General features: G+C 51.6%; 21 protein-coding genes. 9 read left to right on the top strand and 12 right to left on the bottom strand.

From position 1 onward, the window contains the following. The first annotated feature begins 99 nt into the window (after positions 1–99). Positions 100–1,368, top strand: a complete 1,269-nt coding sequence (locus KDX30_RS01270; protein WP_231674753.1) for a hypothetical protein — start codon at positions 100–102, stop codon at positions 1,366–1,368. A gap of 230 nt (positions 1,369–1,598) precedes the next feature. Then, the gene (locus tag KDX30_RS01265; RefSeq protein WP_231674752.1) at positions 1,599–2,528 is read left to right on the top strand and encodes a DUF3829 domain-containing protein; all 930 of its coding nucleotides are present in this window, start codon (positions 1,599–1,601) and stop codon (positions 2,526–2,528) included. Positions 2,529–2,683: 155 nt separating this feature from the next. On the opposite strand, the gene KDX30_RS01260 is transcribed toward KDX30_RS01265, so the two are convergent. Together KDX30_RS01260 and KDX30_RS01250 are read right to left on the bottom strand one after the other, a co-directional pair. Then, positions 2,684–3,157 (bottom strand): T6SS immunity protein Tdi1 domain-containing protein, encoded by a 474-nt coding sequence (locus KDX30_RS01260; RefSeq protein ID WP_231674751.1) that lies wholly within the window; start codon positions 3,155–3,157, stop codon positions 2,684–2,686. Between the two features lie 723 nt (positions 3,158–3,880). Then, on the bottom strand, positions 3,881–4,459 hold the full coding sequence (locus KDX30_RS01250) for a hypothetical protein (RefSeq protein ID WP_231674749.1): 579 nt from the start codon (positions 4,457–4,459) through the stop codon (positions 3,881–3,883). Positions 4,460–4,816: 357 nt separating this feature from the next. Here KDX30_RS01250 and KDX30_RS01245 point away from each other — a divergent pair, with 357 nt between their 5' ends. Both KDX30_RS01245 and KDX30_RS01240 read left to right on the top strand, forming a co-directional pair. Next, positions 4,817–5,248: a LexA family protein gene (locus tag KDX30_RS01245; RefSeq protein WP_231674748.1), complete on the top strand. Its 432-nt coding sequence runs from the start codon at positions 4,817–4,819 to the stop codon at positions 5,246–5,248. A gap of 42 nt (positions 5,249–5,290) precedes the next feature. Next, a complete protein-coding gene (locus KDX30_RS01240) occupies positions 5,291–5,689 on the top strand; it encodes a hypothetical protein (protein ID WP_231674747.1) in 399 nt (132 codons plus the stop codon). A gap of 161 nt (positions 5,690–5,850) precedes the next feature. Here KDX30_RS01240 and KDX30_RS01235 read toward each other — a convergent pair whose 3' ends face one another. The 4 genes from KDX30_RS01235 to mobH all read right to left on the bottom strand — a co-directional run bounded on the left by KDX30_RS01235 (position 5,851) and on the right by mobH (position 10,280). Further along, a complete protein-coding gene (locus KDX30_RS01235) occupies positions 5,851–6,342 on the bottom strand; it encodes a hypothetical protein (protein ID WP_099268788.1) in 492 nt (163 codons plus the stop codon). A 92-nt stretch (positions 6,343–6,434) separates the two neighbouring features. After that, on the bottom strand, positions 6,435–6,923 hold the full coding sequence (locus KDX30_RS01230; protein ID WP_231674746.1) for an antitoxin Xre/MbcA/ParS toxin-binding domain-containing protein: 489 nt from the start codon (positions 6,921–6,923) through the stop codon (positions 6,435–6,437). A 592-nt stretch (positions 6,924–7,515) separates the two neighbouring features. Continuing rightward, entirely contained in the window at positions 7,516–8,448 is a 933-nt protein-coding gene (locus KDX30_RS01225; protein WP_231674745.1) for a tyrosine-type recombinase/integrase, read from the bottom strand. Between the two features lie 11 nt (positions 8,449–8,459). Then, the gene (gene mobH / locus KDX30_RS01220; protein ID WP_231674744.1) at positions 8,460–10,280 is read right to left on the bottom strand and encodes a MobH family relaxase; all 1,821 of its coding nucleotides are present in this window, start codon (positions 10,278–10,280) and stop codon (positions 8,460–8,462) included. A gap of 283 nt (positions 10,281–10,563) precedes the next feature. On the opposite strand from mobH, the gene KDX30_RS01215 reads away from it, so the two are divergent. Together KDX30_RS01215 and KDX30_RS01210 are read left to right on the top strand one after the other, a co-directional pair. Next, positions 10,564–11,187, top strand: coding sequence for a hypothetical protein (locus KDX30_RS01215; RefSeq protein WP_231674743.1), 624 nt, complete (start codon positions 10,564–10,566; stop codon positions 11,185–11,187). Positions 11,188–11,197: 10 nt separating this feature from the next. Further along, positions 11,198–11,800, top strand: a complete 603-nt coding sequence (locus KDX30_RS01210; RefSeq protein ID WP_231674742.1) for a hypothetical protein — start codon at positions 11,198–11,200, stop codon at positions 11,798–11,800. A gap of 84 nt (positions 11,801–11,884) precedes the next feature. Here the strand turns inward: KDX30_RS01210 and KDX30_RS01205 are convergent, their stop codons facing one another. The 3 genes from KDX30_RS01205 to KDX30_RS01195 form a co-directional block, all read right to left on the bottom strand. Further along, entirely contained in the window at positions 11,885–13,195 is a 1,311-nt protein-coding gene (locus KDX30_RS01205; RefSeq protein WP_231674741.1) for a hypothetical protein, read from the bottom strand. Between the two features lie 81 nt (positions 13,196–13,276). After that, complete coding sequence (gene xseA / locus KDX30_RS01200; RefSeq protein ID WP_264760163.1) at positions 13,277–15,016, bottom strand: exodeoxyribonuclease VII large subunit; 1,740 nt, start codon at positions 15,014–15,016, stop codon at positions 13,277–13,279. A gap of 1 nt (position 15,017) precedes the next feature. Next, positions 15,018–15,257: an exodeoxyribonuclease VII small subunit gene (locus tag KDX30_RS01195; protein ID WP_231674739.1), complete on the bottom strand. Its 240-nt coding sequence runs from the start codon at positions 15,255–15,257 to the stop codon at positions 15,018–15,020. 427 nt (positions 15,258–15,684) lie between these two features. Between KDX30_RS01195 and KDX30_RS01190 the strand changes: the two genes are divergently transcribed. The 3 genes from KDX30_RS01190 to KDX30_RS01180 all read left to right on the top strand — a co-directional run bounded on the left by KDX30_RS01190 (position 15,685) and on the right by KDX30_RS01180 (position 17,235). Further along, positions 15,685–15,870, top strand: coding sequence for a hypothetical protein (locus tag KDX30_RS01190; protein WP_231674738.1), 186 nt, complete (start codon positions 15,685–15,687; stop codon positions 15,868–15,870). Between the two features lie 55 nt (positions 15,871–15,925). Next, complete coding sequence (locus KDX30_RS01185) at positions 15,926–16,681, top strand: hypothetical protein (protein ID WP_231674737.1); 756 nt, start codon at positions 15,926–15,928, stop codon at positions 16,679–16,681. 188 nt (positions 16,682–16,869) lie between these two features. Next, positions 16,870–17,235: a DUF3742 family protein gene (locus KDX30_RS01180; protein WP_231674736.1), complete on the top strand. Its 366-nt coding sequence runs from the start codon at positions 16,870–16,872 to the stop codon at positions 17,233–17,235. Between the two features lie 35 nt (positions 17,236–17,270). On the opposite strand, the gene KDX30_RS01175 is transcribed toward KDX30_RS01180, so the two are convergent. From KDX30_RS01175 to KDX30_RS01165, 3 genes are read right to left on the bottom strand one after another with little or no spacing between them, the layout of a single operon-like run. Continuing rightward, complete coding sequence (locus KDX30_RS01175; protein WP_231674735.1) at positions 17,271–18,779, bottom strand: conjugal transfer protein TraG N-terminal domain-containing protein; 1,509 nt, start codon at positions 18,777–18,779, stop codon at positions 17,271–17,273. Further along, entirely contained in the window at positions 18,776–19,126 is a 351-nt protein-coding gene (locus KDX30_RS01170) for a hypothetical protein (protein WP_231674734.1), read from the bottom strand. The genes KDX30_RS01175 and KDX30_RS01170 overlap by 4 nt, the downstream gene beginning before the upstream one ends. A gap of 9 nt (positions 19,127–19,135) precedes the next feature. Beyond that, a complete protein-coding gene (locus KDX30_RS01165; protein WP_231674733.1) occupies positions 19,136–20,533 on the bottom strand; it encodes an integrating conjugative element protein in 1,398 nt (465 codons plus the stop codon). Position 20,534: the final 1 nt, after the last annotated feature.

Genomic DNA, 20,534 nt, shown 5'->3' with positions numbered 1-20,534 from the left:
GATCACTACTGTGATTCTGGGTACGATATTCGCACTCTATGTACTGCAATTGCCTAGCTCTGCCTTCGTCCCGTCGTCTCTCTTATCGTTCGCCGTCATGTGGCTCACCAACCTGATTTCAATGGCGATGAACGCTACTTACTGGTTTGTCCGCCGAGGGCCGAAAGGGCTCTCGGTGACGCTGCTGATTCAAGCAGGGCTAACGGTAGCCGGGTTTCTTGCACTGAGGTATCCGAATTATTTATTCGGCTGACCGGTTTCACTCCGGCTCGGGCGATTAGCAGTCAAGAAACACAGCGTCGTGCGACGGGGATTGATATTGATGTTTCTGATCCAGGGATCACGTCGCTAAAGAATACCCTTCACGATAATCAGAAAGTCATCAGGGAAAATATGAAATCTTTATCGGTTTTTACGCTGGTTATGGTGGCGATCCTTTCAGGCTGTGACAAAAAATTAGAAGACTTTAACCACCTTCCTGCCTCGTATGGCAGTTCAGACCAGTTGTCAGTTAATAAACAGTTAATGGCGGAGTTTAAAGATAAGAATTTTGTTTGCCGCAGTGAGACGGATTTTTTGCCGAAGGAATCCCCCGCGGCTGCGCAGGCTTTCAAGCAATTCGTGGAGTACGCCTCGGAAGGGGATCAAACTGAAAACTTCTGGAGGGACAAAGAGCATAAAAAAAAGCGTGAGGATTTGCTCGCTGTCGCCATAAAAGAGGGGAGTTGGAAAGCCAAATATCTCGACAGTGTCTGGACGCTTCGTTATCCGGCCAGCCCCGAAAAAGCTGCCGCAGCGTCAGATACAATCAACGAATTTGTTCAACAGGGTGTACCAATTGTAGTCTCTGCCTATGGAGCCTCCCTGTATGGCCGGGACTACGACGCGATGTACAAGCTGCTTTCTGACGCCGTTGATCGCGGCAGCCCGCAGGCGATGGCGTCAGTCGGGGGGAATATTGTCCCGCAGGCGAAAGAACTTCATCCAATCGGCAAACAAATGCTTGAGTGTGCGGTAGAACAAGGTTTTGCCCCGGCCTACATGAGTCTGGGCAAGCTAGCCTGGATGGAAGGCCGTCGTCTGGATGCCTATCGGTTATGGGAAAAAGGCATCAATGAGGGATGTGCGGAGTGCAGCGAGAGACTTGAGTACATTGGACGGGTACGACCGGGCTATACGTATGCAGCGCCGATGCTGGATTTGGTTCCGGAGCTCGCAGCAATTAACGCATTCTACGAGCACAATCTCTTCTACGAACTGAGTGGGCTCAGGGACTTCGAGCGCCCGCTTCCTAAAGAACTCGCCTTTCATCTGGATGACAAAGAACTCCTTAAGTTGCTGGAATTAGAGCAACGTACTCAGCAGTGAACTGATTACCCATTGACAGGGGTGAAAAATATATTTTCTGCAGCTGTATCAACGCGCTGCAAATAGCTTCATTCCAACATTCACGAATGTAATCATCGGCCTAATGCAGGCTGTGACGATCACATTTAAAGCGATGATGGCTTTTTGTCATTCTCCGGTGGAACCTTGCCGATATATTCCAGTCTGACTGCCAGATCTGTAACTCTCTGACTTCAAGGACGACCCCCGTTATGCCTCTCTCGGCTTTTGATCGTTTCAATAAACTTGCTGCTGTGTGTGTTCTGCTTGGCGCAATACTGGCTCTCCCAGGCTGTGATAATTCCAACTCGACCGGCAACTCTCAGACTCCTGCAACCACTCAGGTGGAATCGGCTCAAGCTGTAGAACAGCAAAAATTCAACCTGTATGTGAAAGCTTATAACCGCTTGCTGGACGACACCTTTGGACTGCTTGGAACTATCAGGTTATACGGTGAGATGAAACTTGATCGCGCCAAGCCGACTGATATGTTCCATGCTCCGTCGGCCGGCAGCTATTACACTGATGCCATCAATGACCTGAAGCAGGGCCGTGATCTTTCTGCCACAGGATCGGAAGATGCGGACGCGGCCGCTGACGCTTTACTGAAAACATTGCCTGTTGTCGTTTCACGCATCAACGAGATCGCGCCTTACTTTAACGGTGGCGCCTATCGAGAGGATAAGCTGGCAAAGGGGAGAGCCCAGGACCCGGCAACTCGCGCAGCGTTCGAGGACGCCATGGAAAGCCTGGGACAGATGGATCAAGCGCTGTCGAGTCATCAACGGCGAGCCCAGGCAGAAGAGGCTGAAGCTCTTCGCAAAGAAGGCAACATGCCGGCTTACTACACGCTCAACAGCCTGATGCTCGGGACCGATATGGTAAATGCTATGAGCCAGAAGGACGTGGCGAAGGCCGACACCATCGTGCCGAATCTTGAGGCTTCACTGGAAGAATTGCGCAAGTCGCTGATCGACTACAAGGATCCTGTGACCAAGAGCAGTATGAGCATTGTGCAAAGTGCGTTGACCAACTCCATCGGTTTCATGCGGCAATATAAAGAGCTTAAACATGACTCTTCTATCAAAGCGATGATGGACTCCTACAACGCAGCAGTGGGGGCGGCAAACAATCTGCGATAGTTCCAGTCCACGGCAGCAGGAGGGCGCGCTTTGATTTTTGGAGTGGCGCTTCTGAATAATGGGCTGGGCGGGGTGCCCTCAGCTCAGCTTCGGTATTCTCATAATAGAACTGCGCTGAAGAGTCTCTTCAGCGCAGTTCATCCAACTTATGCATTTCAGGCGCTGCCGTCGAGGCCATGCATATGAGCAACAACCTGCATAAAGACCCAGGCATCACCTTTTTCGTAGGTCTCCAGCGCTTCGGTGCCGCCGAGAAACGGGTAGGGCTTCGGGATGTAGACCTGATCTTCAGCTAGAGGGCCCAGATGCTGAAATAATTCGGCGACGTGATCCGACCTCAGGACGTGCAGATCGAACCCCGGTTCTTTCAGTATCTCGGTTTCAAACTCTTCGACTGACTCAAAACTTCCATACGACTTTGCTGCGCGCTTGAAAGGGTGCAGGACGATATAGTCCTGGTCGTCCGGGCTGCGAAGGAAGAAATGACCGAGGCTTGAGTAACCGACAACCTCAGTGTGGTCCGGGAAGCTGGGTGCCCATGCACCCAGATCGCTTGAGGGGCGAGCCGAAAAGAGTGTGTAGAGAACTGGTCCGGATGGCTTTCCGAATATTTTAGAGAAAAGTCCCAAGTGGAAACCTCAAGTCGGGCGGATCATCTCAAGAACGCGCCTGTGAATTTTTGTGGTCGTCACTATTGAGAGCCACACTCGATTTAGCGGATTACTTCAGATCTCATGTCTCGCGTGATGACTTTCACACCGTTCCAGTCGGAGCCGGAACCGTTCAATGATAAAAGACAGTCCTTAATATGCTGACCGCCTATACCAAGTATATGCCAGACGAAGTTACCATAGTGTGTAGGGCAGTGGAATCAATGTGTGGTGACGTGTTGAATACGGTCGCGGCCCCTACCCAATGATGAGAGGGTGGAGTTCTTTCAGTAGGCTGATGAGGTGTGCATGAAGGCAGTCAGGGTGTTGATACGAGTTTTTCTGTATGGAATTTTTGTCTTTTGCCTACTCACCTATACGTTTATGCAAGGGTCAGAGTATGACTGGATGGGGCCCGATTACGTTATAGAGGATAATTCGAATGACAGGGGGCCTATAAGATTTCTAGCGGTGGCAATTGCCTTATTCACTCAGTTTTTGATTTATGTGAGCTGTTCCAGGAAAGAAGCCGCAATGACTGTTGTATTGCTTGCGGTTGTGGTTGCTGTTTATTGGTGATCGGTATGCCCGCCTGATAGATAGGCGGATTTGCAGTCCCCATACAAATCATCAAGCGGGTGCATACCGACCTGTCACTCCTGGTAGTACAGCCATGTGCGGTGCTCCGGCAGTTTAAGACAATTATTCAGCCGTGCCCTGACGCCATTCCACCTCAAAGCGATAGTTGACATCCACCTTACTGGCATCTACCGGCAGCTCGGTCTTGGTCAGCACAAACTCGAAGGCTGGCTCGAAGTATCCATCGCGCAGGATTTCGCCCGCCAGTATCTCGACTTCATACCAGCCATTCTCGACTTCAATCGTCGGTCTGTTGGGTTGCTGATAACGCTCGAGCAACTCATGGAGGTTGTCCTCCGTGAACGCCTGCAGAATGCGCCACGTATACAGATGGATGCGGCCGTGCTCCACACGCAACGAATAACCGCCGCGCCGATGCTGGATGCGGTCTTCGTACCGTGGCATTTCTGGTTCGGTACCTGCTAACGTGAAGACAATAGTGTACGGATGGTTTTCCACTCCGATGAGCGGGATGAGGACACCTTCAAGAACGGCCGCGTCGCCGCTTTCATTGGAAACAAACTCGCTAGCCAGGTCATCGGGAAGTTGATGCTCTTTCTTGAAACGTTTGAGCAGTTGCAAGTCACTCAGCAGGAAGTAGTCAATCAGGTCATTGAGAACTTCGGAAAACATATATTGCATGTGTAGGTATCCTTAACGTCACGGCGCGCTAATGAAAATTAGCCAGGTATTGGCGAGTCTGTTTCTTTCATTGCTCTCATCTAACCTTTTCTACGCTGAGTCCACCGGTCAGATGATGTGGAGCCTGGTTGTGGTTGTGGTTGGGGCGTGGTTGGGCGCAATCACCCGGAGATCGCATTCACTGATCATAACCTGCTGTGGTGCAGGCTTCCTGAGGTAATGATCCAGGGAGTCGCAGACCGAGTAGCCTCCACTCATGGTGTCACTCGTCGCAATTTCCTGCACATTAGATTGACTGCACGTCGCCAAGATCGTTAACTGTATGCATGTACAGTCATTCTTCGCAGGGTCAGTCTCATGAGCATTACTATCCTTGGTCCGATATCAGCCGGGGGCGAAAAGCTCCCGCTTTATTCTTTTCAGGCATCTGCAGGCTTGCCGCCGCTGGCTGCCGATCACATCGAAAAGCACATCTCGCTGGATGAATTGTTCGACATCCCAACACCCGATCTGTACATGGTGAAAATTGAGGAGGACAGCATGCAGGGGGTGGGGATTTTCTCCGGGGATCTTCTGATCGTAGATCGCAGCCTTTACGCGGAACATGGCGACATCGTCATCGCAGCCCTCAATGCTGAACCCGTCTGCAAACGGCTGCACATGCGTGAGAACACATGCATGCTCACCTCGGAAAACAGCAAATATCCACCACGGCACGTGATGGAATGCGACGACCTGGTGATCTGGGGGGTGGTGAAGCACAGCGTGCGCGTTCATGGCAAATTGTGAGTCTGTGTTTCGCTGATCGAATGCTCACGGAAGGATTAGAAAATGAGTGAAGCAGAGTCTGATCTGAAATTTGACGTATTGCTCGACCGCGTGCTCTCTCACTGGCCTGATTCTATTGATGTAACTCAAATAATCGTGGCTGGGGATCGTCAGGATTTGTATGTTGTCTCGGGCCTGGGACGACTAGGCGATTCGATTGTTGAGGCGTTAGAAGGCAGCGCCGATGCGGTTCTGTTGATCAGCCTCTGTGACTCACTGACATCAACTATCCGTTCTGCTGCGTTATATTTTATGGAAGTAAAGCCCGCGTCTCTGCGAGCCAGTACGGTTCGCCGGAACTTTGAGGATCGCCTGCATCGAGCCGCGACCAATCCTGACCTTGGATGGACGGAAGAAGATGTTCTGCTAATAAATCGCTATTTTGCAGTGAGCCTCAAATAGGCTGCCTTCAAATCACTTGGTGTACGACCTACCTTTTTTGCTTAGGCGAATATCCATCGGCCAGCCACTGCAGTTCACTATTGGGCATTCTTGGGCGTGGCCGCGCTGTTTGAGTTGCCTTACCCGACGAAGGATGTGAGGCCGGTTACTAACTCGATTCCTTACAGCCCGCACTCCTTGGTAACAGGCTCTATGACGAGAGAAGCAGGCGCCTTTCCGGTCTTGATGTCTACCACTTCCAAATAGCATCCAGACTTGGGCGCCGAGTGGGTAATCTGATAGGTCGCTCCAGCTTCAGGGATGAAGCTACTGATGTTCATGCAACTCCTTTGAATAAGCGACGGGTCGGTAGCTTCGCGCTGCTTGGTACCGCTACTGAGAGCGTTGAGGTAGATACGCCTGTCAGGCTCTACCAAAAATTGATTCTTTTCGCTCTCTGACTGTGAAACACGGCCCAACACACCGGTATTTTTTGTGTCCTGGCAATGGCCGTCGTGATAAGCCCAGTATGCCTGGAAGCCACCGGACATAAGGTTGTTGTTGCCCCACTTGGCATCAAGGGTGGCGTGAGGTGCTGTCAGCGCCGGTTGCGGGTAGTGACCAACGCAGCCAGCGAGCAGGGCGGCACAACTCATTAAAAAGAATTTATTCATCAAAACATCTCTCGCCAGCGGCTCGATACTTTGGTGCCGCCAACTCCGCTCAAGTTTTTTGTAATTCGATATGCGCTATAGAGCACGTTCGGTCATGCAAAAAGTCCGTGGTTAATGCGGTCCAGTGTTTCTTCAGTAGCGACATAACCAGGTGTTGTGCCGGCCGCCTCCAGTGCGGTCAGGCCTCCGAATGCCTTTTGAGCTTTGTTCAGCCAGTGGGTTGCCTTGTCCTTGTCGCCGAACACTTGCTCGGCAAGTACCACCAGTTTGCTCACGCGATACAGGCGATCGCCTTCCTCGGGGGAGAGTCGTTCGCCCTTGTTTCGGCGATGGCGTAAGGTGCGTTGATGATGCCGACGCTCACTGCGTTGACACCGTGTTGCGACAGATTGTCGATTGCTTCCAGCGATACGCCGCTGCGAATGAGCAATTCCATCGGTTGCCCGGGAATGCCCGCCATGAGCTCCAGTACCTGAAAGTCCGGATGGGTGATCATGCCTGTCTCCACTATTCGGCAATTTGGCTGTGATGATAGGGCAAGATGTCTGGCGTGGGGAAATGGATGATTCCACTGGAATCATGCTGTCGTTCCGTTATTGCGAGCTACCGAGCCAGTTCGACGTTGAATGCCGTCAGGCGACAAAAACAGGAATGCGAAGATAGATGTCGATATAGGGGGAGAGGGCACTGGGCAATGATCAGAAATCTGTGATTGCTGCAGTCTCGCGAAGGCCGCCCTTGGGCTGAACGGAGGAGGGAATTTTCATCATGCTTGACTCTAGAGGCAGCACTTAGACTGCGCAACGAGCTATAAAGGCTGCGCTTCAAAGTTCAGCAGGCAAGAAAAAGGGCGGTTTTTCCAGAGTTCTGCTTCTCAATGACTAAATCATCGAATTCACAAAGCCCTACAAAAACCGCCCAATCGCTTGTATCTATATGGCTCCACGACCTGGACTCGAACCAGGGACCCAGTGATTAACAGTCATCCCATGGGAAATTCGAGATTTGTCTCAAGTCCAGATCGTGTCCTGGTCAACCGCTGGTAATCGGAACATCAGCGTCTGAAGTCAATACCACTTCTGCATCTTTTTCAGTTGTGAGACGTAGTCGCCGTCACAAGCCGAAAAGTAGAGCTTTATTTCAGTGATGTCAAATGTGCGTCGATTGAATCGTTCAGCAGGGGCATCTGAATCCGTTCACCAGGCTACGCATCTGATCCATCCCAACTTCAATGTATCCCAAGGTTGTTGAAAGATTTTTGTGACCCATCAAATCTTTAACGGTGTGAATGTCCCTGTCAGGCTCTTTCATTAGGCTAGATGCGAGAGTGTGCCGGAACCTGTGAGGACTCACCTTTACGTTTAATCGATCAGACATTCGTTTATAAAAAGCTTCGAGTTGATTCATGTTCATTGTTAGTCGACGGTGTCTTACTGAGAATTTATTAATGTTAAACAGCTGCTCGTCTTTCGCAACTTTCTTCTGCGTGGCTTCGTGTACTAGTTGCCATAGTGATGGCAGCAGCGATTCATGTAGGGGTATCCGTCGCTCACTAAACCCCTTTGACGTGTCCGCTGATATCAGGACAATACCTTTTCGGAGATCGATATCTTCTCTTTTTATGCTTAACAGTTCGCCCGCGCGTATGCCCGTGTAAAGCAGGGTTTCGAAAACGGTTGACCAGAACCAGGCTGGATAAAAGTAGCTTCGATGAAATGGGGTAGTCTCTTCGCGCACCGCGCTAGCTAGGTATCTCTGACCACGATCAATGACTTCTGAATCAACGGTTTTTTTGGGACGTTTCGGGCATTTCACACTGCAATTGTCGAAGGGATTCTTGGTCAGACCGATAAGGCCAAAATCGATCGCAAACTGGTACAGGCTGCGCAGGTGGCGGATGTAGGTGTTCCAGCTGACCTCTTTTATCGTGACCCGCAGCACCTGGTCACGCCACTTGTTGATGGTCTTCCTGTCGATCTCCTCCACGATGCAATCGCCGATGTAACGGATCAGAGCCCGGCAAGCTACGCCATAGGATTGTTTGCTGCTGGGCTTAAGGTCTTTATCGTCAAGGTAGGCTGTTAAAAGATCAGATATCGAATACATTTTTATCTTCTTTATGAATTGATGATCGTTAAGTAAGGATTGTTGTAGGGCTTTTCGGCGAATATCACCGAGTAGTCCTGTAGCAGGTAGCCTTTGACACTGCGGGTCTTTCTGGGGCCTTTAACCTCGCATGTCCATATGTTCAAACCGTCGTCGCGCTTTTTATGTATGCCCAGTTTTTCAAAGGCGCGCTGCACTAATCGCCAGTCGCTAAGCGACTCTGCCTTGGCGAGTTGCATAAGCTCTGGGTGTTCTTGAGCATAACGCTGGAATGTTTCTGGCGTCACTATGAAAGCTGTATCAGCTACTGAGTGTATTTTTGCTTTCGCATCGTTGATGATGATTCTGTGTTCGACGACTCCTTGTCTAACCCATCTAATGAATTCGTCGCCGAGTTTATTCCTATTATTCGAAATGTGTAGTGGGTTAGTGTCGAGAGAGACGATTCGTACGTCATGTTCGGATGTTGTTGTAGGCACGTGGTGAATTATATTTTCTTCTTCTGGAAGTGTTCTTACAGTCTGCTCGGAAGTTTCCTGCATACCTAAAAGCGTAAGAAGGTCGTCCACACCGTCGCCGGGATCAGGTACTGCAAGAGGAGCCGGAGATAGGTTCAACGTTATTGTTTGGGAATCAACCAATGCCGGCTGGTCAGTAATGACAGGCTCTTCATTATTCTTGTCAGTAGCCGGTGCGTGCTCAGTAACGGTGCCCACGAAGGCTGCGGGGCGCTCATCCCCAGACCAGATCAGTGCCGGCGACAGCTTCAGAAAGGTCAGCGTCATCTGCCAGTGACCGCTGTCGACATCGGCTTTCCAGATCGCCTTGCCTTCGGCATTCGGCTGGATGATCCCGTGGTCCTGAAGGATGTTGAAAAACGTAGAGTTCGAACTGGGAATGCCCTCAATACCCTGAGCCAGTAAATAGGCCCTGAGCTTGTCGGCAACAGTCTTGCTCACCAACCACAGACCATTCTGCGTCAGCCATCCATCTGAGGCTTCGGGCTGGTTCAGCCTGAGCTGATCGGTCACCAGATGCCGCAGACCATCGACCAGTTGACGCTGCAGCGACTGCTTCGGCGCATCTACGGCACGGATAGGGTTGCCACCCAACTCTTGAGCAACTGATGCTCGATCTGCCTGGATGACCAGCTCACCCAAAATACCCGCGTGCTCGTATTGACCAGCAAGCACATAAACAAGCGCAGACCACAGCTCTGGAAAACCACTGAGCCAGTCCATGATCCTTGCGCTGAGCACCTGGTTATAAATCAACCCGGCTGCTGCAGCATGCAACTTGTAATCCCTGCCTTCGACGAAGCGAAAACGGTAATCGCCTTTGATCGAACCCTGCCACGGGTGCCAGCGCTTGCCCGACGCAAGATCGACTTCAACGTCTACGGCAATCTTGCCGATGTCGTGAAGCAGGGCGGCATAGGCAATGCCTGCAGTCCACGCTTCAGTCTGCGCGGCCTGAGTCTCAGGATTAGTACCGAGTGGAAGCAGATACGACTGCCGCATCTTCAATGCGTAGGCGACAATCTCCAGCCCGTGATCGAGCATCCCTCCGTGATACGCATGGTGGTGATTCCTGGACGCAGGGAGATGCTGTACCAGCTCGGCAAAGCGATGCAGTGGCTCAAGGTACAAACGATCAAATTGCTGGCGGGAGAGGGAGGTGCGTTGCCAGATATGCTCGATGAGCTTCGTTCGGCGAGGAGTGGCCATCAAGTCCTTGGCCGACTCGGCACGAAGGCAGCCGATCGCCGGATCTGCAGCAGCCTCCGGAGCAGGCGAGCCTTTTGCTTTTCTCCATTTGAGTAACCAATCCATTCCACCCTCGGCGACAGCCTCGGAAGAGCCTTTTGCTCTTCACCTCAAACCCAGCCCTTTGCGGGTAGGGCTCTTACCCTTGGCTTCCATTCCCTTGCTTTGCCATTCCTTTTGGCTGGTGGGGTTATGGCCTTTTGGGTGGGAGGGGATCAATGGGGAAACTGGTTTTGCCGGTAATGCAATACCCAGCATCCGAGCTGGATTTCGTACAGTGGATCTGACGTGCGCCCTTAGAAAACTGCCGATATCCTGCTGCGAATTTTCAGAAATAAGAAGGCTGCTAATGCAAAAAAAATCGAAGGCACTGTTAGGTCTAATTTTCAGAAAGCTTCCTCAGTCTGAGCGTCGAATTATATTGTTGTTGACTGGCTTTTTAGTTATCTCCGCCACTGGAGTTTCACAGCTCAATATAGTTGTTGCAGGTGAATATGGCGTTCAGGAGTTGGGGCATTTTATAGGTTTCTCTGGAATAGTACTGGGGGTGACCTTTGCCATTGAAAGTCGTCACTGCCTATGTCAGGTGTTGAGCCTTCCGAAGGTTGCGTTAGGTTTGATGGTGGCTTTGTCGACAACAACGACGTTACAGCACTTTGATAAATTTGAAGGCTATCAATACTCATTGATCTTGGCGCTCATTGTGGTCGTCGCTGGAGCAGCAGTTCTTGAACCTTGCCTGCGAAGGGTTAAGCATTTGTCTCCAAGTGCAGCCGCAGTCTTTGGTTGCGTCTGTCTGTCGGGTGTGTGGGAGCTATGGATTCAGCCCTACGTGAGCGTATATGCAGGGCCTCCCAGAGGTTTTATTGAATGGCCCCAAATAATTGCTGATCTGGCTGGATTGGCTGTTGGGCTCTCTTTGGTTTTCTTTATTAATTTCAAGTCTGGTACTCTTGGCGCAGAGATGACATAGGAGCAGTATATTGACTACCGTCGTATGGGATGGAAAAAAGAGAAAGGTTATGTCCGGCGATACACGTTTGACCGGGAATATGATCTTAAGGGTTTACGATGACGAGTCCCTGGATACTAAAATTTTCACCCCGGACACTCCTGTAATCTATGAATCCAGTCCAATCATTGCTGTAGGAACAGCAGGGCATGGCCCATTGGTTGATAGCTGGAAGGATTTCCTCTTTGCTGCGCCACGCACCATTGCCAGCCTTAAGTCTTTGGTCCTATCCACGACCACGAGCACTCCAGCTACCCAGTCGCTGCTGATCCTCACGACTGAAAAATGCTGGCAGGTGGATTGGAAGGCCGGATTTTTTTCAAGCACTTGCGTAACGGATGAGAGCGCAGCGATCGGCAGTGGGGCATCTTTTGCTTCTCGAAGGGTCGAGCGTTTCGGCGGAATTGTAGCGATCATTAGGGCTGCACGTTGTGATCACGAGCAAGCGACGAATACTCGAATTACGCAAGTGCAGCAGCATTTGGATGCAAAATGGAGGAGTGTTGAACCATCCGAGTTGCTGAAGGCCAAGATTGTCGAGATGTTTCTCCATTGTGTGGGAGTACGCAGATGATCTCGAAAACGCCTCAGTATGCAGCTTCTGTATACATCACCCTCTTATCTGGCTTAAATGCTTAGCTAGCTGTTATGAGAGTGGCTATCGAATCCGGGCTCGAACCCTCAAGTATGCAACGCTCCAGTAATGCCGTATCCGCGCGACACTTCTAAAGAGCCAATGCTTGCCAGCGGCATAAATAATCCGACGATCTGAGGGGTGGCGATCGTCTAATGTCGATAGCTTTGCACTCGAGAGGGCGATTTTGCCGCCTACGAAAAATGCTATAGCGAGGAAATAAAACCATCGATAGTTTTTTGATCTGTTATGCCTCGATTCCAAGTTCAATAGTTCTTCGATGTACGGCTTGCTGGAAATCAGGTGCGGGATTATGCATTCACTGGCAAGCGCAACGGTTCGACTGCACAGGTCGTTAGCCACTTTGCTGAGAGGGAAATCTGGGTGGGCCGCGGAATATTGAGTTGGAACTGTTTCGCAGGTATTTGAGGGTTGGGCGGAACTAGTTAGGTGTTTCGAGTAGTATTTGATAGGGCATTGTATATTGTTATATTTGGCGATTTCACTTCTAATCTCATAAGTATCACTGATAGATATGGTTGTCGATGGTGCTGCATAATAACCATCTGAAGTGTTGGGTGTGAAATCCATAAAATATGAGATGTCATTTCTAGATGTGTTGGTAAGATACCACTGCACATAGTTACTCCACTCACATGATTTCGTATCATTCAGTCCGTTATTCGTGCAGTAATCTTGATAGCGCCTGGTCTGCTGGAGCAGATAGTGATTTGATTGCTGTATGTCCCGGGTGACGTTTGCCAGATTGGCATGATTCCCGTTGGCTCCGTTATCAGCGACAAAAAAAACAGCGGCGAACAGCGCAGTTGGGAGCCAAAAGTGGTCGTAAATCTGTCCAAATCTGTCGGTTAGTACTAAGTTATCGTAAACGAGAATTACTGTCGCCCATCCCGACGCTAAGCTCATTAGCAAGAGAGGGATCATACCTATTTCGCTGCCAAGCAATCCGGTCCCATTAATGGTATAGCTAACTGGGAGGTATTGAATGGTAGGAAATAGACTTATGCAATTTAAAACTCCCGGCAGAATCAAGAAGGCGCTGAAAATCAGTAAGCCTTTGCGATAGCCTAGTGTATAGGCCGCTGCTCCTACGATCGTAATCAGCAAAGGCGCCAGTAAAGCCAGTAGCTTACTAACCGGTATAACCCCCTTATCTGATGACCAGTAGGTTCCTGCTATCTGCCCATCTGACCCATCACCCACGAAGGTAGATGACGTGATGCCTAGTCCTTCCAGTATCTGATGAAGGCTGTAAGCGGCGCCGTAGATAAATTGTTGATATGGCTCAAAAAATGGAATAGCGAAAGTAAGCATCAATGAAGCCTTCAAAAGCATAGTGATTGCGAGAGCAGCAGGGAGTGATGGATTGCTCGCCGGTGGGGTCTCTTTGCACCTTTACTCACTAGAATGTCGGATTTTCGTTTCTCCTGCCACTGCGAGCACCTCGCCGTCATGAAACTGTATGATCAAGTCCATCCCTGCCGCAATTGTGGTAGCACCGCGGTGCGTTCTGCCGCCTTTGGTTTTCACCATCGCAAAACCTTTAGCCATGATCGAGCGCGGATCGAGGGCGGCAAACAACGAGGAGAGGTTATCCAGCTTGTGTTCTTCTGCTTGAAGCACCGATAGAACTACACTGGCGTAGCGCTGCCTGAGGATGCTGAGTGTTGACCGCTCGGTGGTCAGAAGTGCATCGGCCAAGGCTGACGCTTTCTGACCGTTAAGCTGCAGAACTCTGAGGTGATATTCCACAATCTGCATTGAGCACTGCAGTATTTGCTCTTTAGCACTTCCGAGTCTGGTCTCCTCACTGTCCATCAATGAGGGTATCAGCCGATGATATGCAGCGTGTTGTTGCTTGTAGGCATTGATTTCTTGTTGAACGAGCCAGCGGATCAAGCCGTCTGCGCTGTTCCAAAACTGCTGCAGTCGCTCAGACTCCGTTCTTTCGGCGATCCCTACAGCTAACTTACAGCGCTGATACAGGTCCGAGAGTTCTGCTGCGTTTTCAGCCAGATATTCTGTCAGCATCCTTTCGGTTCTAGACGTCGTCTGCTGGAGCATCAGTTGCTGATCATGTAGCAGCTGTTGAACACCTGCGTGAAAGTAACCAGAGTCCCTGATGAAGTTTTGGGTGCTCTCGGACAACAGCTGACTAACAACTTGACGATAATTTGAGTTGAGGTTCTGGAGGCCTGCCTCTGCGGTGCTAACTAGCCGCTCTACTTCTGCCGTGCCGCGGTAAATCACACCCTGCAATGCTTCCGCATCACTCTGCAGTCGACGCATGATTGCCCCCACCACTTTTGAAGGTGTATCGAACCGTGTGTGCGCCACCAGATCCAGGAGAGTTTCATCGCGCTCATGCCCGATGCCTGTGTAAACAGGGATCGGGATCTTGCAGATCCAGATAGCTAGCTTATGGTCATTTAGCCACCCTAAATCAGCCTTTGCACCGCCGCCTCGAATCAAGCACACAACGTCGTATGGTTGGGTTTCGTGATCAGCAAACACCTGTCGCAATGCATCTTTAATCGTCTTGGCGGCTCGCTCACCTTGAAAGACCGCGTCGTAGTAAACGAACTGAACGAGCTCGTGGCTTTCCAGTCGGTCAGCATCACGGCGAAAGTCTCCCAATCCGGCCGCCTGTTCGGGAGATACCACAGCAACCCGCCAGTAGCCGTCAGGAGCCGGCAGTTGTTTCTGTAGGTCGTAGTACCCCTCAGATTTCAGACGCTCAATTATTTTTTCGACCTTGGCTTTCATATCTCCAGCGGTGTAGGTGCCATCCACCATTTGGATCTGAAGCTGGAAGCCGTACTGAGGATGAACGCTGGCCGCTACGTTGAGCAGTAGCTTCATTCCGGCAGATGGATCAGAGCCGGTGATTGATCGAAAAGCCTTGAGCTGTACGTTGGCTACGCCCGGGACCATTGATGCAGAGCATTTTGCAACTTCCTTCCCGGCAGATGATTCAATGAGGGACAGGTAGCAGTAACCATTTGCCCGCACTTGAAAGTCGCTAAGCTCGGCAATCACCCAGGTCGGCTGCGCGAAATGCTGCTTGACCACGCTTTGCACTTGCAGGAGGTAACTTTGGAGCGATAAGTGAACATCCTTGTCTGACCCGGACATATCAGCGACGGTCGTCCGCTGATTCGGGTGCGGACTGCGGTGATGGTGGCGTCTGCTGCTTCATCGTATCTGCCACGCTCTGGCGTGTGCGGGTCAGGCGTTCTTGACAGAATTTCATCGCCTTAGCCATCTCGGCCGTAAGGCTTTCAAGCTCATCGATAGTAACTTCGCCTGCTTCCAGTCTGCTGACTGTGTCCCGGATAAAAGCAGCATTGGCTTCATATGTAGTTCGATCCTGCATGTCGTTCCTTATTGGCTAATGAGTCAAATTGTTGCTGACAGGTTGCACAGACTGTGGCGATGAGGGGTCGATGTCAAAAGGCCTTTGTAGGCAATCCCAGGTGTCCGCGCTTTAAGGGGGAGACCGCGAGCTCAGGCTCGCGGGATGTCTGCCACTGGATCATGACCATGCTCGGGAGGAATAATATTTGTAATCAATGAGTTACAGTTTCATAGCAGGGTTATTGTGGTTTAAGACATATTTGTAAGCGTTCGAAGGAGCCTACATGTCCGGAGGGATAATCTGACGGGATGCTTCGCCACCGATACCAACGCATTGCTTGTACAATGGGACATCAATACTCTGGGGGATTCTGGCCCTTAGGGTAAAATTCTGCAGCGGTCAATGTGCTATATTCTTCTTACCGGTTCACCAACAAGGATCTTCAATGTTTTTTGACCTGATCGGCAAAAGCGCGGCGGAAAAGGCTAAGGACAAGGAGTTCCTTGATGCCCTAAAGCAGATCAATACTCTGGTCGTGAAGGATGGCCGGATTTCGATGGATTTTTCCGATCTTGAAGAAAAGGTTCGCACCTCGCGACTACAAGCCAAAAAGCTAGTCCAGCGAAGCTAGCTCTGTGGCTTTGCTACTCTTGCTACCTCTTTTGGTTAGCGGATTCCAAGTGTGTTTGAGCAACCATCTCATCTACTCAAGGCTCCACCGCTACGAAGGACAGCTTCTTTATTTGCAGGCTGCACGGTACGGCCTCTATTGCTTCGTGACTGCAATGATGCTCGTTGGGGCGGCTGTCTATGGGTTTCGGTTGTTAGGCTCCTGCTTTGGCCTAAATGGTTCCAGTTTTTGTATCTGGGGTGCTTCGTACGACATTCTTGGCCCCGTTGCGGACAGTCTTACAACTCTTCAGTTGGTACCCGTTCTGCAGTCAGCTCAGGTCTGGGCGTTTCTGACTTACGTCGCAGTTGTCACCATCGTAATCCCCGCTCCAGGAGCGCATCTAGTTTTTCTGGCCGTGAAGGCGCTACTCGGAAGCTGGGATCACACAGTTATCCAAGGGTTCCTACTGCGTGAGTCTGTAAAGCATAGCCCCCTGCTGAACACGCTTGTGTTGGCCTTCGCAAAACGCTCGCCTGTCATGATCACCATGAATGATCGTAAGGTTTATGTCGGATATATCAAATCCATGGGTGATTCCACAGAGGTAACAGGTTTTGATAAGGACTTCGAGCTCGTCCCCACGCTGAGCGGGTATCGGGACAAGGATACGCTTGAGGTCAGATACACGACCGAGTATGAGTCTGAGGGTATCCTTAATAACTCTTTGTTCTTGAAGCAAGAGAACGTCGTTTCGTTAACTCTTTACAATCAGGACATACGTGCAGCTTTTGAGAAAACCACCCGTGCCAATGTCGATTGGAGGGATTGAAGGCTGGTGCAGCAAGTCTTAGAAATTTCGTGCTCGCCAGATCTCGTAACCGCAGGAGACTATCCTCCGCTTTGCAAGCTTTCAGAAAAATCCCACGCATTTTTCAGAAAGGGATGCTTTTCAAGCTGCAGCTGAGTTTGGTTTGCTCTCGCCATGGAAACCCGTGGCATTACGAGAGGATAGCGCCAATGGACAGGTCAACTGATAAACCCAGTATTGCGTTCCGTGCAGGTCAGCTATTCGGAGTGGGGCTGCGTGGGTATTCGGCAATCGAGAGGCGTCTGATTATTCGGTGTGTCAGCTGGGGCATGCATCCCGAGCTGTGCCGCTGGGCTCTTCGTATTTTGAAGCTTGGTCTGATTGCGCTAGCTCTGTATGTATCGTTCTGGATTGCCGCAGTTTTTTTTGGACTGTGGGTTTTTCGGGGGATGGCTGAATTGGGTTTGGTTCCAGAAGGGACTGCTCCTGAGGAAGGCTGGGATTATGGCCACTCCGGTTTCGGGTACTACATCAACGGATACAGAGTTGATTCAGGTAATGATGAGGATGACTGAGGTAAGTGGCTCATGAGCCACTTACCTTTAGGGGGTTATTTTTTCAGTTTAGATGTGACGATATTCGCGCCTTCTCCTCCAGCTGCTTGACTTCCTTTTGTGCCGCCAACGAGGCCGTCAATCGCCTTGCCTGTGCTAATTCCTGCATATCCAAGTGCTGTCATCCAGAGCATTGGCAGCACGATAAACATCGCCGCCATCACATAATTCAGCAACATATCCGCCTGCGTATTGTTCATCCCCAGCAGCGGGTTCAGCGTCCCATGCGGCGAACCTCCGCCGTACATCGCATCCAGAATCGTCGTATCCAGCCAGCGCGCTAGCTGGAACCAGAAGTCCACGAAGATCATCGAGAACTGGACGATGGACAGGGTCATGGTCGACTTGAAATCAAAGGTCCCAAACGTGATCACCAGCGGTATACAGATGATCAATGTCATCTTCAGAAACGCCATTACCATCGGTAATGCCTGGCGGACCACGTCCATCGCGGGGAAGTACGCCATCGAGCCAACACCCAGCCCCACTGCGCCTGTCACTCGACTTGCATCGTTGAACATTGAACCGCCAATCTGGCCGCCGTAATCGGAGTAGACCTGCCCTTGGGTCATACGCTGTGCCCTGGGCGAGGCGATCTCACGAATGAGCGCGTCACTGACCTCCTGAGGTGACATGAAGCTCGCCCAACTGATGAATCGCTCCGTCAGGGTAGGGTTCACCTGGCTCAGCAAGCGGTCTCTGAGACCTTTGTCTGCATCGCTCCACCACTGATTGCACATCGGGAAACCTCCGCCGTTTTTGACCTTCGGCATGGCAGCATCCCGGACCGGGTCCCATGGCCACTCCTGCCTCGGCGATCGCGAGTAGTAATTGTCGTAATAGCCTGGCTGATAGCTGAAGTAGTTTGAACCGATCCAGTTCACGTCGTTCATGAGCTTGTCATCGAGCTTCGGACGCTTCATGAACAGCTTGGCCCGGGAGTAGCCGTAGCAGTCGTTGGTGAAGTCGGCGACCTCTTGAGCGAGCAGAGGGTCGTGGATTCGGGTTGTGCTGATCTCCATGCGCATCTGGCGTAGATCTGACCCACAGGGAATAGATGCGACAGCCGCGTTGGTAATCGCTTTGGAAATCGCATGCACGAAGAACCACCATGCCGGGATCTTTGCGCTCTGGTCGTTCAGCGTAGTGAAGGACTTGCCCCAGCGAGTTTCCTGAGGTTGCGCAACCTGGTATTGGCATTGCTGTGATCGGCTTTCGTCGAACTTTAGAGTGGCTAGGTCGACGTTAATGAGTGGCAGGCCAGCGAACATAATCACGACGGTGGCGACCCACACTCGGTTCTCGATGCGTATCACCGACAGCGCGCCTTTGTTGCCTTCGTCAGCACCCTCTCCACGCGCCTTGATCCACTCCTGAACGATGATCGCTGCAAACGCCAGGGCGTAGACCCCGGAGTCCATCAGCACTTCCCAAATCCCGTTACCGACCAGCCAGCCCACCAGTGTCAGGTAGTACTCCAGATAGTCGTTGGTATAAAGCGTCATGCGTCACCCCACAGTCCGTGGGCGTTCGCGCGGGCGATCTCGAAGAGGATGCAGGTCATCGCGGCCGCGAATTCGGCGCGCCGGATTCGGCGCTTCATTTGAGGTGCCGGATTTAGTACACGTGGACGTACCGCTAACCATGCCCAGATGAGCAGGGCATATACAGCGAGTCGCCACGCCAATAGGTATTCGTAAGACTCAGCACGCCAGGCTCGCCAATTTTCCAAACTACCCAGAATGTAAATGCCGTAGAGGTTGATGAGTGTGGCGACGGTTATGAGCACCATCAGCAGGCCGATCACGCGCCAGTACTTGAATTTGAATACGCGGTTGTTTTTGAAATCCATGTCGTGCTCCTACAGGTTGTCCTGACTGGTAGGTTGTTGGGCGTCATCCAGGCGGTTCATCTCTGTGTCGCCTTGGTAGATCGAGCGCGAGTTCTCTTTGCGCTCTTTATGGCGAGCGATGATTGCCATTGGCGAGTTGCTGGCCAGGGTTCTCCGCAGCTCCAACTCGGTCTTGAGGTTGTCGATTTCGAGCTTGAGATTCTGGCTTTCGCTATTGATCGCGCCGGTGGCCACGTCATTTGCGGAGACGTTGGGCTCCTTGTTGCCAGCGAGGAGGGTGCGCTGCAGCAGCAAGGCTTTTTCCAGTACGCTGGACACGGCGATCTCAGATGCCAGACGTTGAGCCAGCAGCTCTTGATCCGGTTCATCACGCAGCGCTGTGACAACACCCCGGGAGATGGGCAAAGAGTTGCTGCTCGCAGCGGCAAGGTTTTCCGGCGTGGTCTCTTTGCTGCCGGTGATCAGCTCTTGCAGGGCCTGCAGCTTGACGTCGTATTCCTCCTGGATCAGCGGAGTAAGTCCGACGCCTGCGGTGGTGGTGGACTTGGTGCAGTCTTCACATGTTTGCTGTTGCACCTCGCCGAGTACACGATTGGCAAACTGCGCGGCCTCATCAGGAGACTTCCAAGTGCCGCACGTCATGCCGCTGTTGCAAGTGCTTGGACTGATGGCCGAGTTATCAGTGGCGCTACGGCCATTGAGCAGGTTGTATCCCGCTTTGGTGACCTCGCTAATGACTTTGATAGGTTGCTGATTCTTGCCTCCTGCCTTGGTACCGCCAACCCAAGGCACGCCGCTGTTACCTTTGGAGGCTTCAGCCGTCTTGGTTGCTGCCACAGCATCGCCGTTTTGGGCGACGGCCTCCTTCATGGCCTGGCCTTGGGCGAGGGTGTTCCAGCCGGTCTGATTACCTGCGATGTCAGCCATCTTCGCTGCCATCGCTGCGCAGCTGGCTTTGGAGCGATCGAAATCCACGCGCGCTTGCAGGATCCCGTTAGTCAGCAGGTTGTACAGCCCAGGATCTGCTCGCTGAATGATAAGCGCGGGCAACGAAGCAACCGCACCGGTTGCGCCCTGAATCACGCTGCTCATGATGTTCTGAAAACCATCCGTGGCACCGCTCAACTGGTTCTGCAGCGTCGTGGAAAGGTCCATGTTTCCGCACATCAAATTGGTGTTCCAGCCGACCCCGACACCAATGCTTTGCATGCTGCCTGCGCGTCCCATCGACACCGCGCTGCCTCCGCCAACGCTGTACAACACGTCGTCACCAATGACGCTGCCTGAGCTCCCAGCATTAATCGGATCTGCTTGCACTGTTTTCGCCGCCAAGAGCGCAATCGTTAGTGCAAAGCAACGGATTACAGTCAGAGACGCAGAAGAAAACCGAACCATATCGGGCCTCATG

Source organism: Pseudomonas quasicaspiana, from assembly GCF_021147825.1.
In the GTDB taxonomy this organism is placed as follows: domain Bacteria; phylum Pseudomonadota; class Gammaproteobacteria; order Pseudomonadales; family Pseudomonadaceae; genus Aquipseudomonas; species Aquipseudomonas quasicaspiana.
Note: the sequence above shows the minus strand (reverse complement) of the source record. Positions and strands in the feature narration are given on the sequence as shown.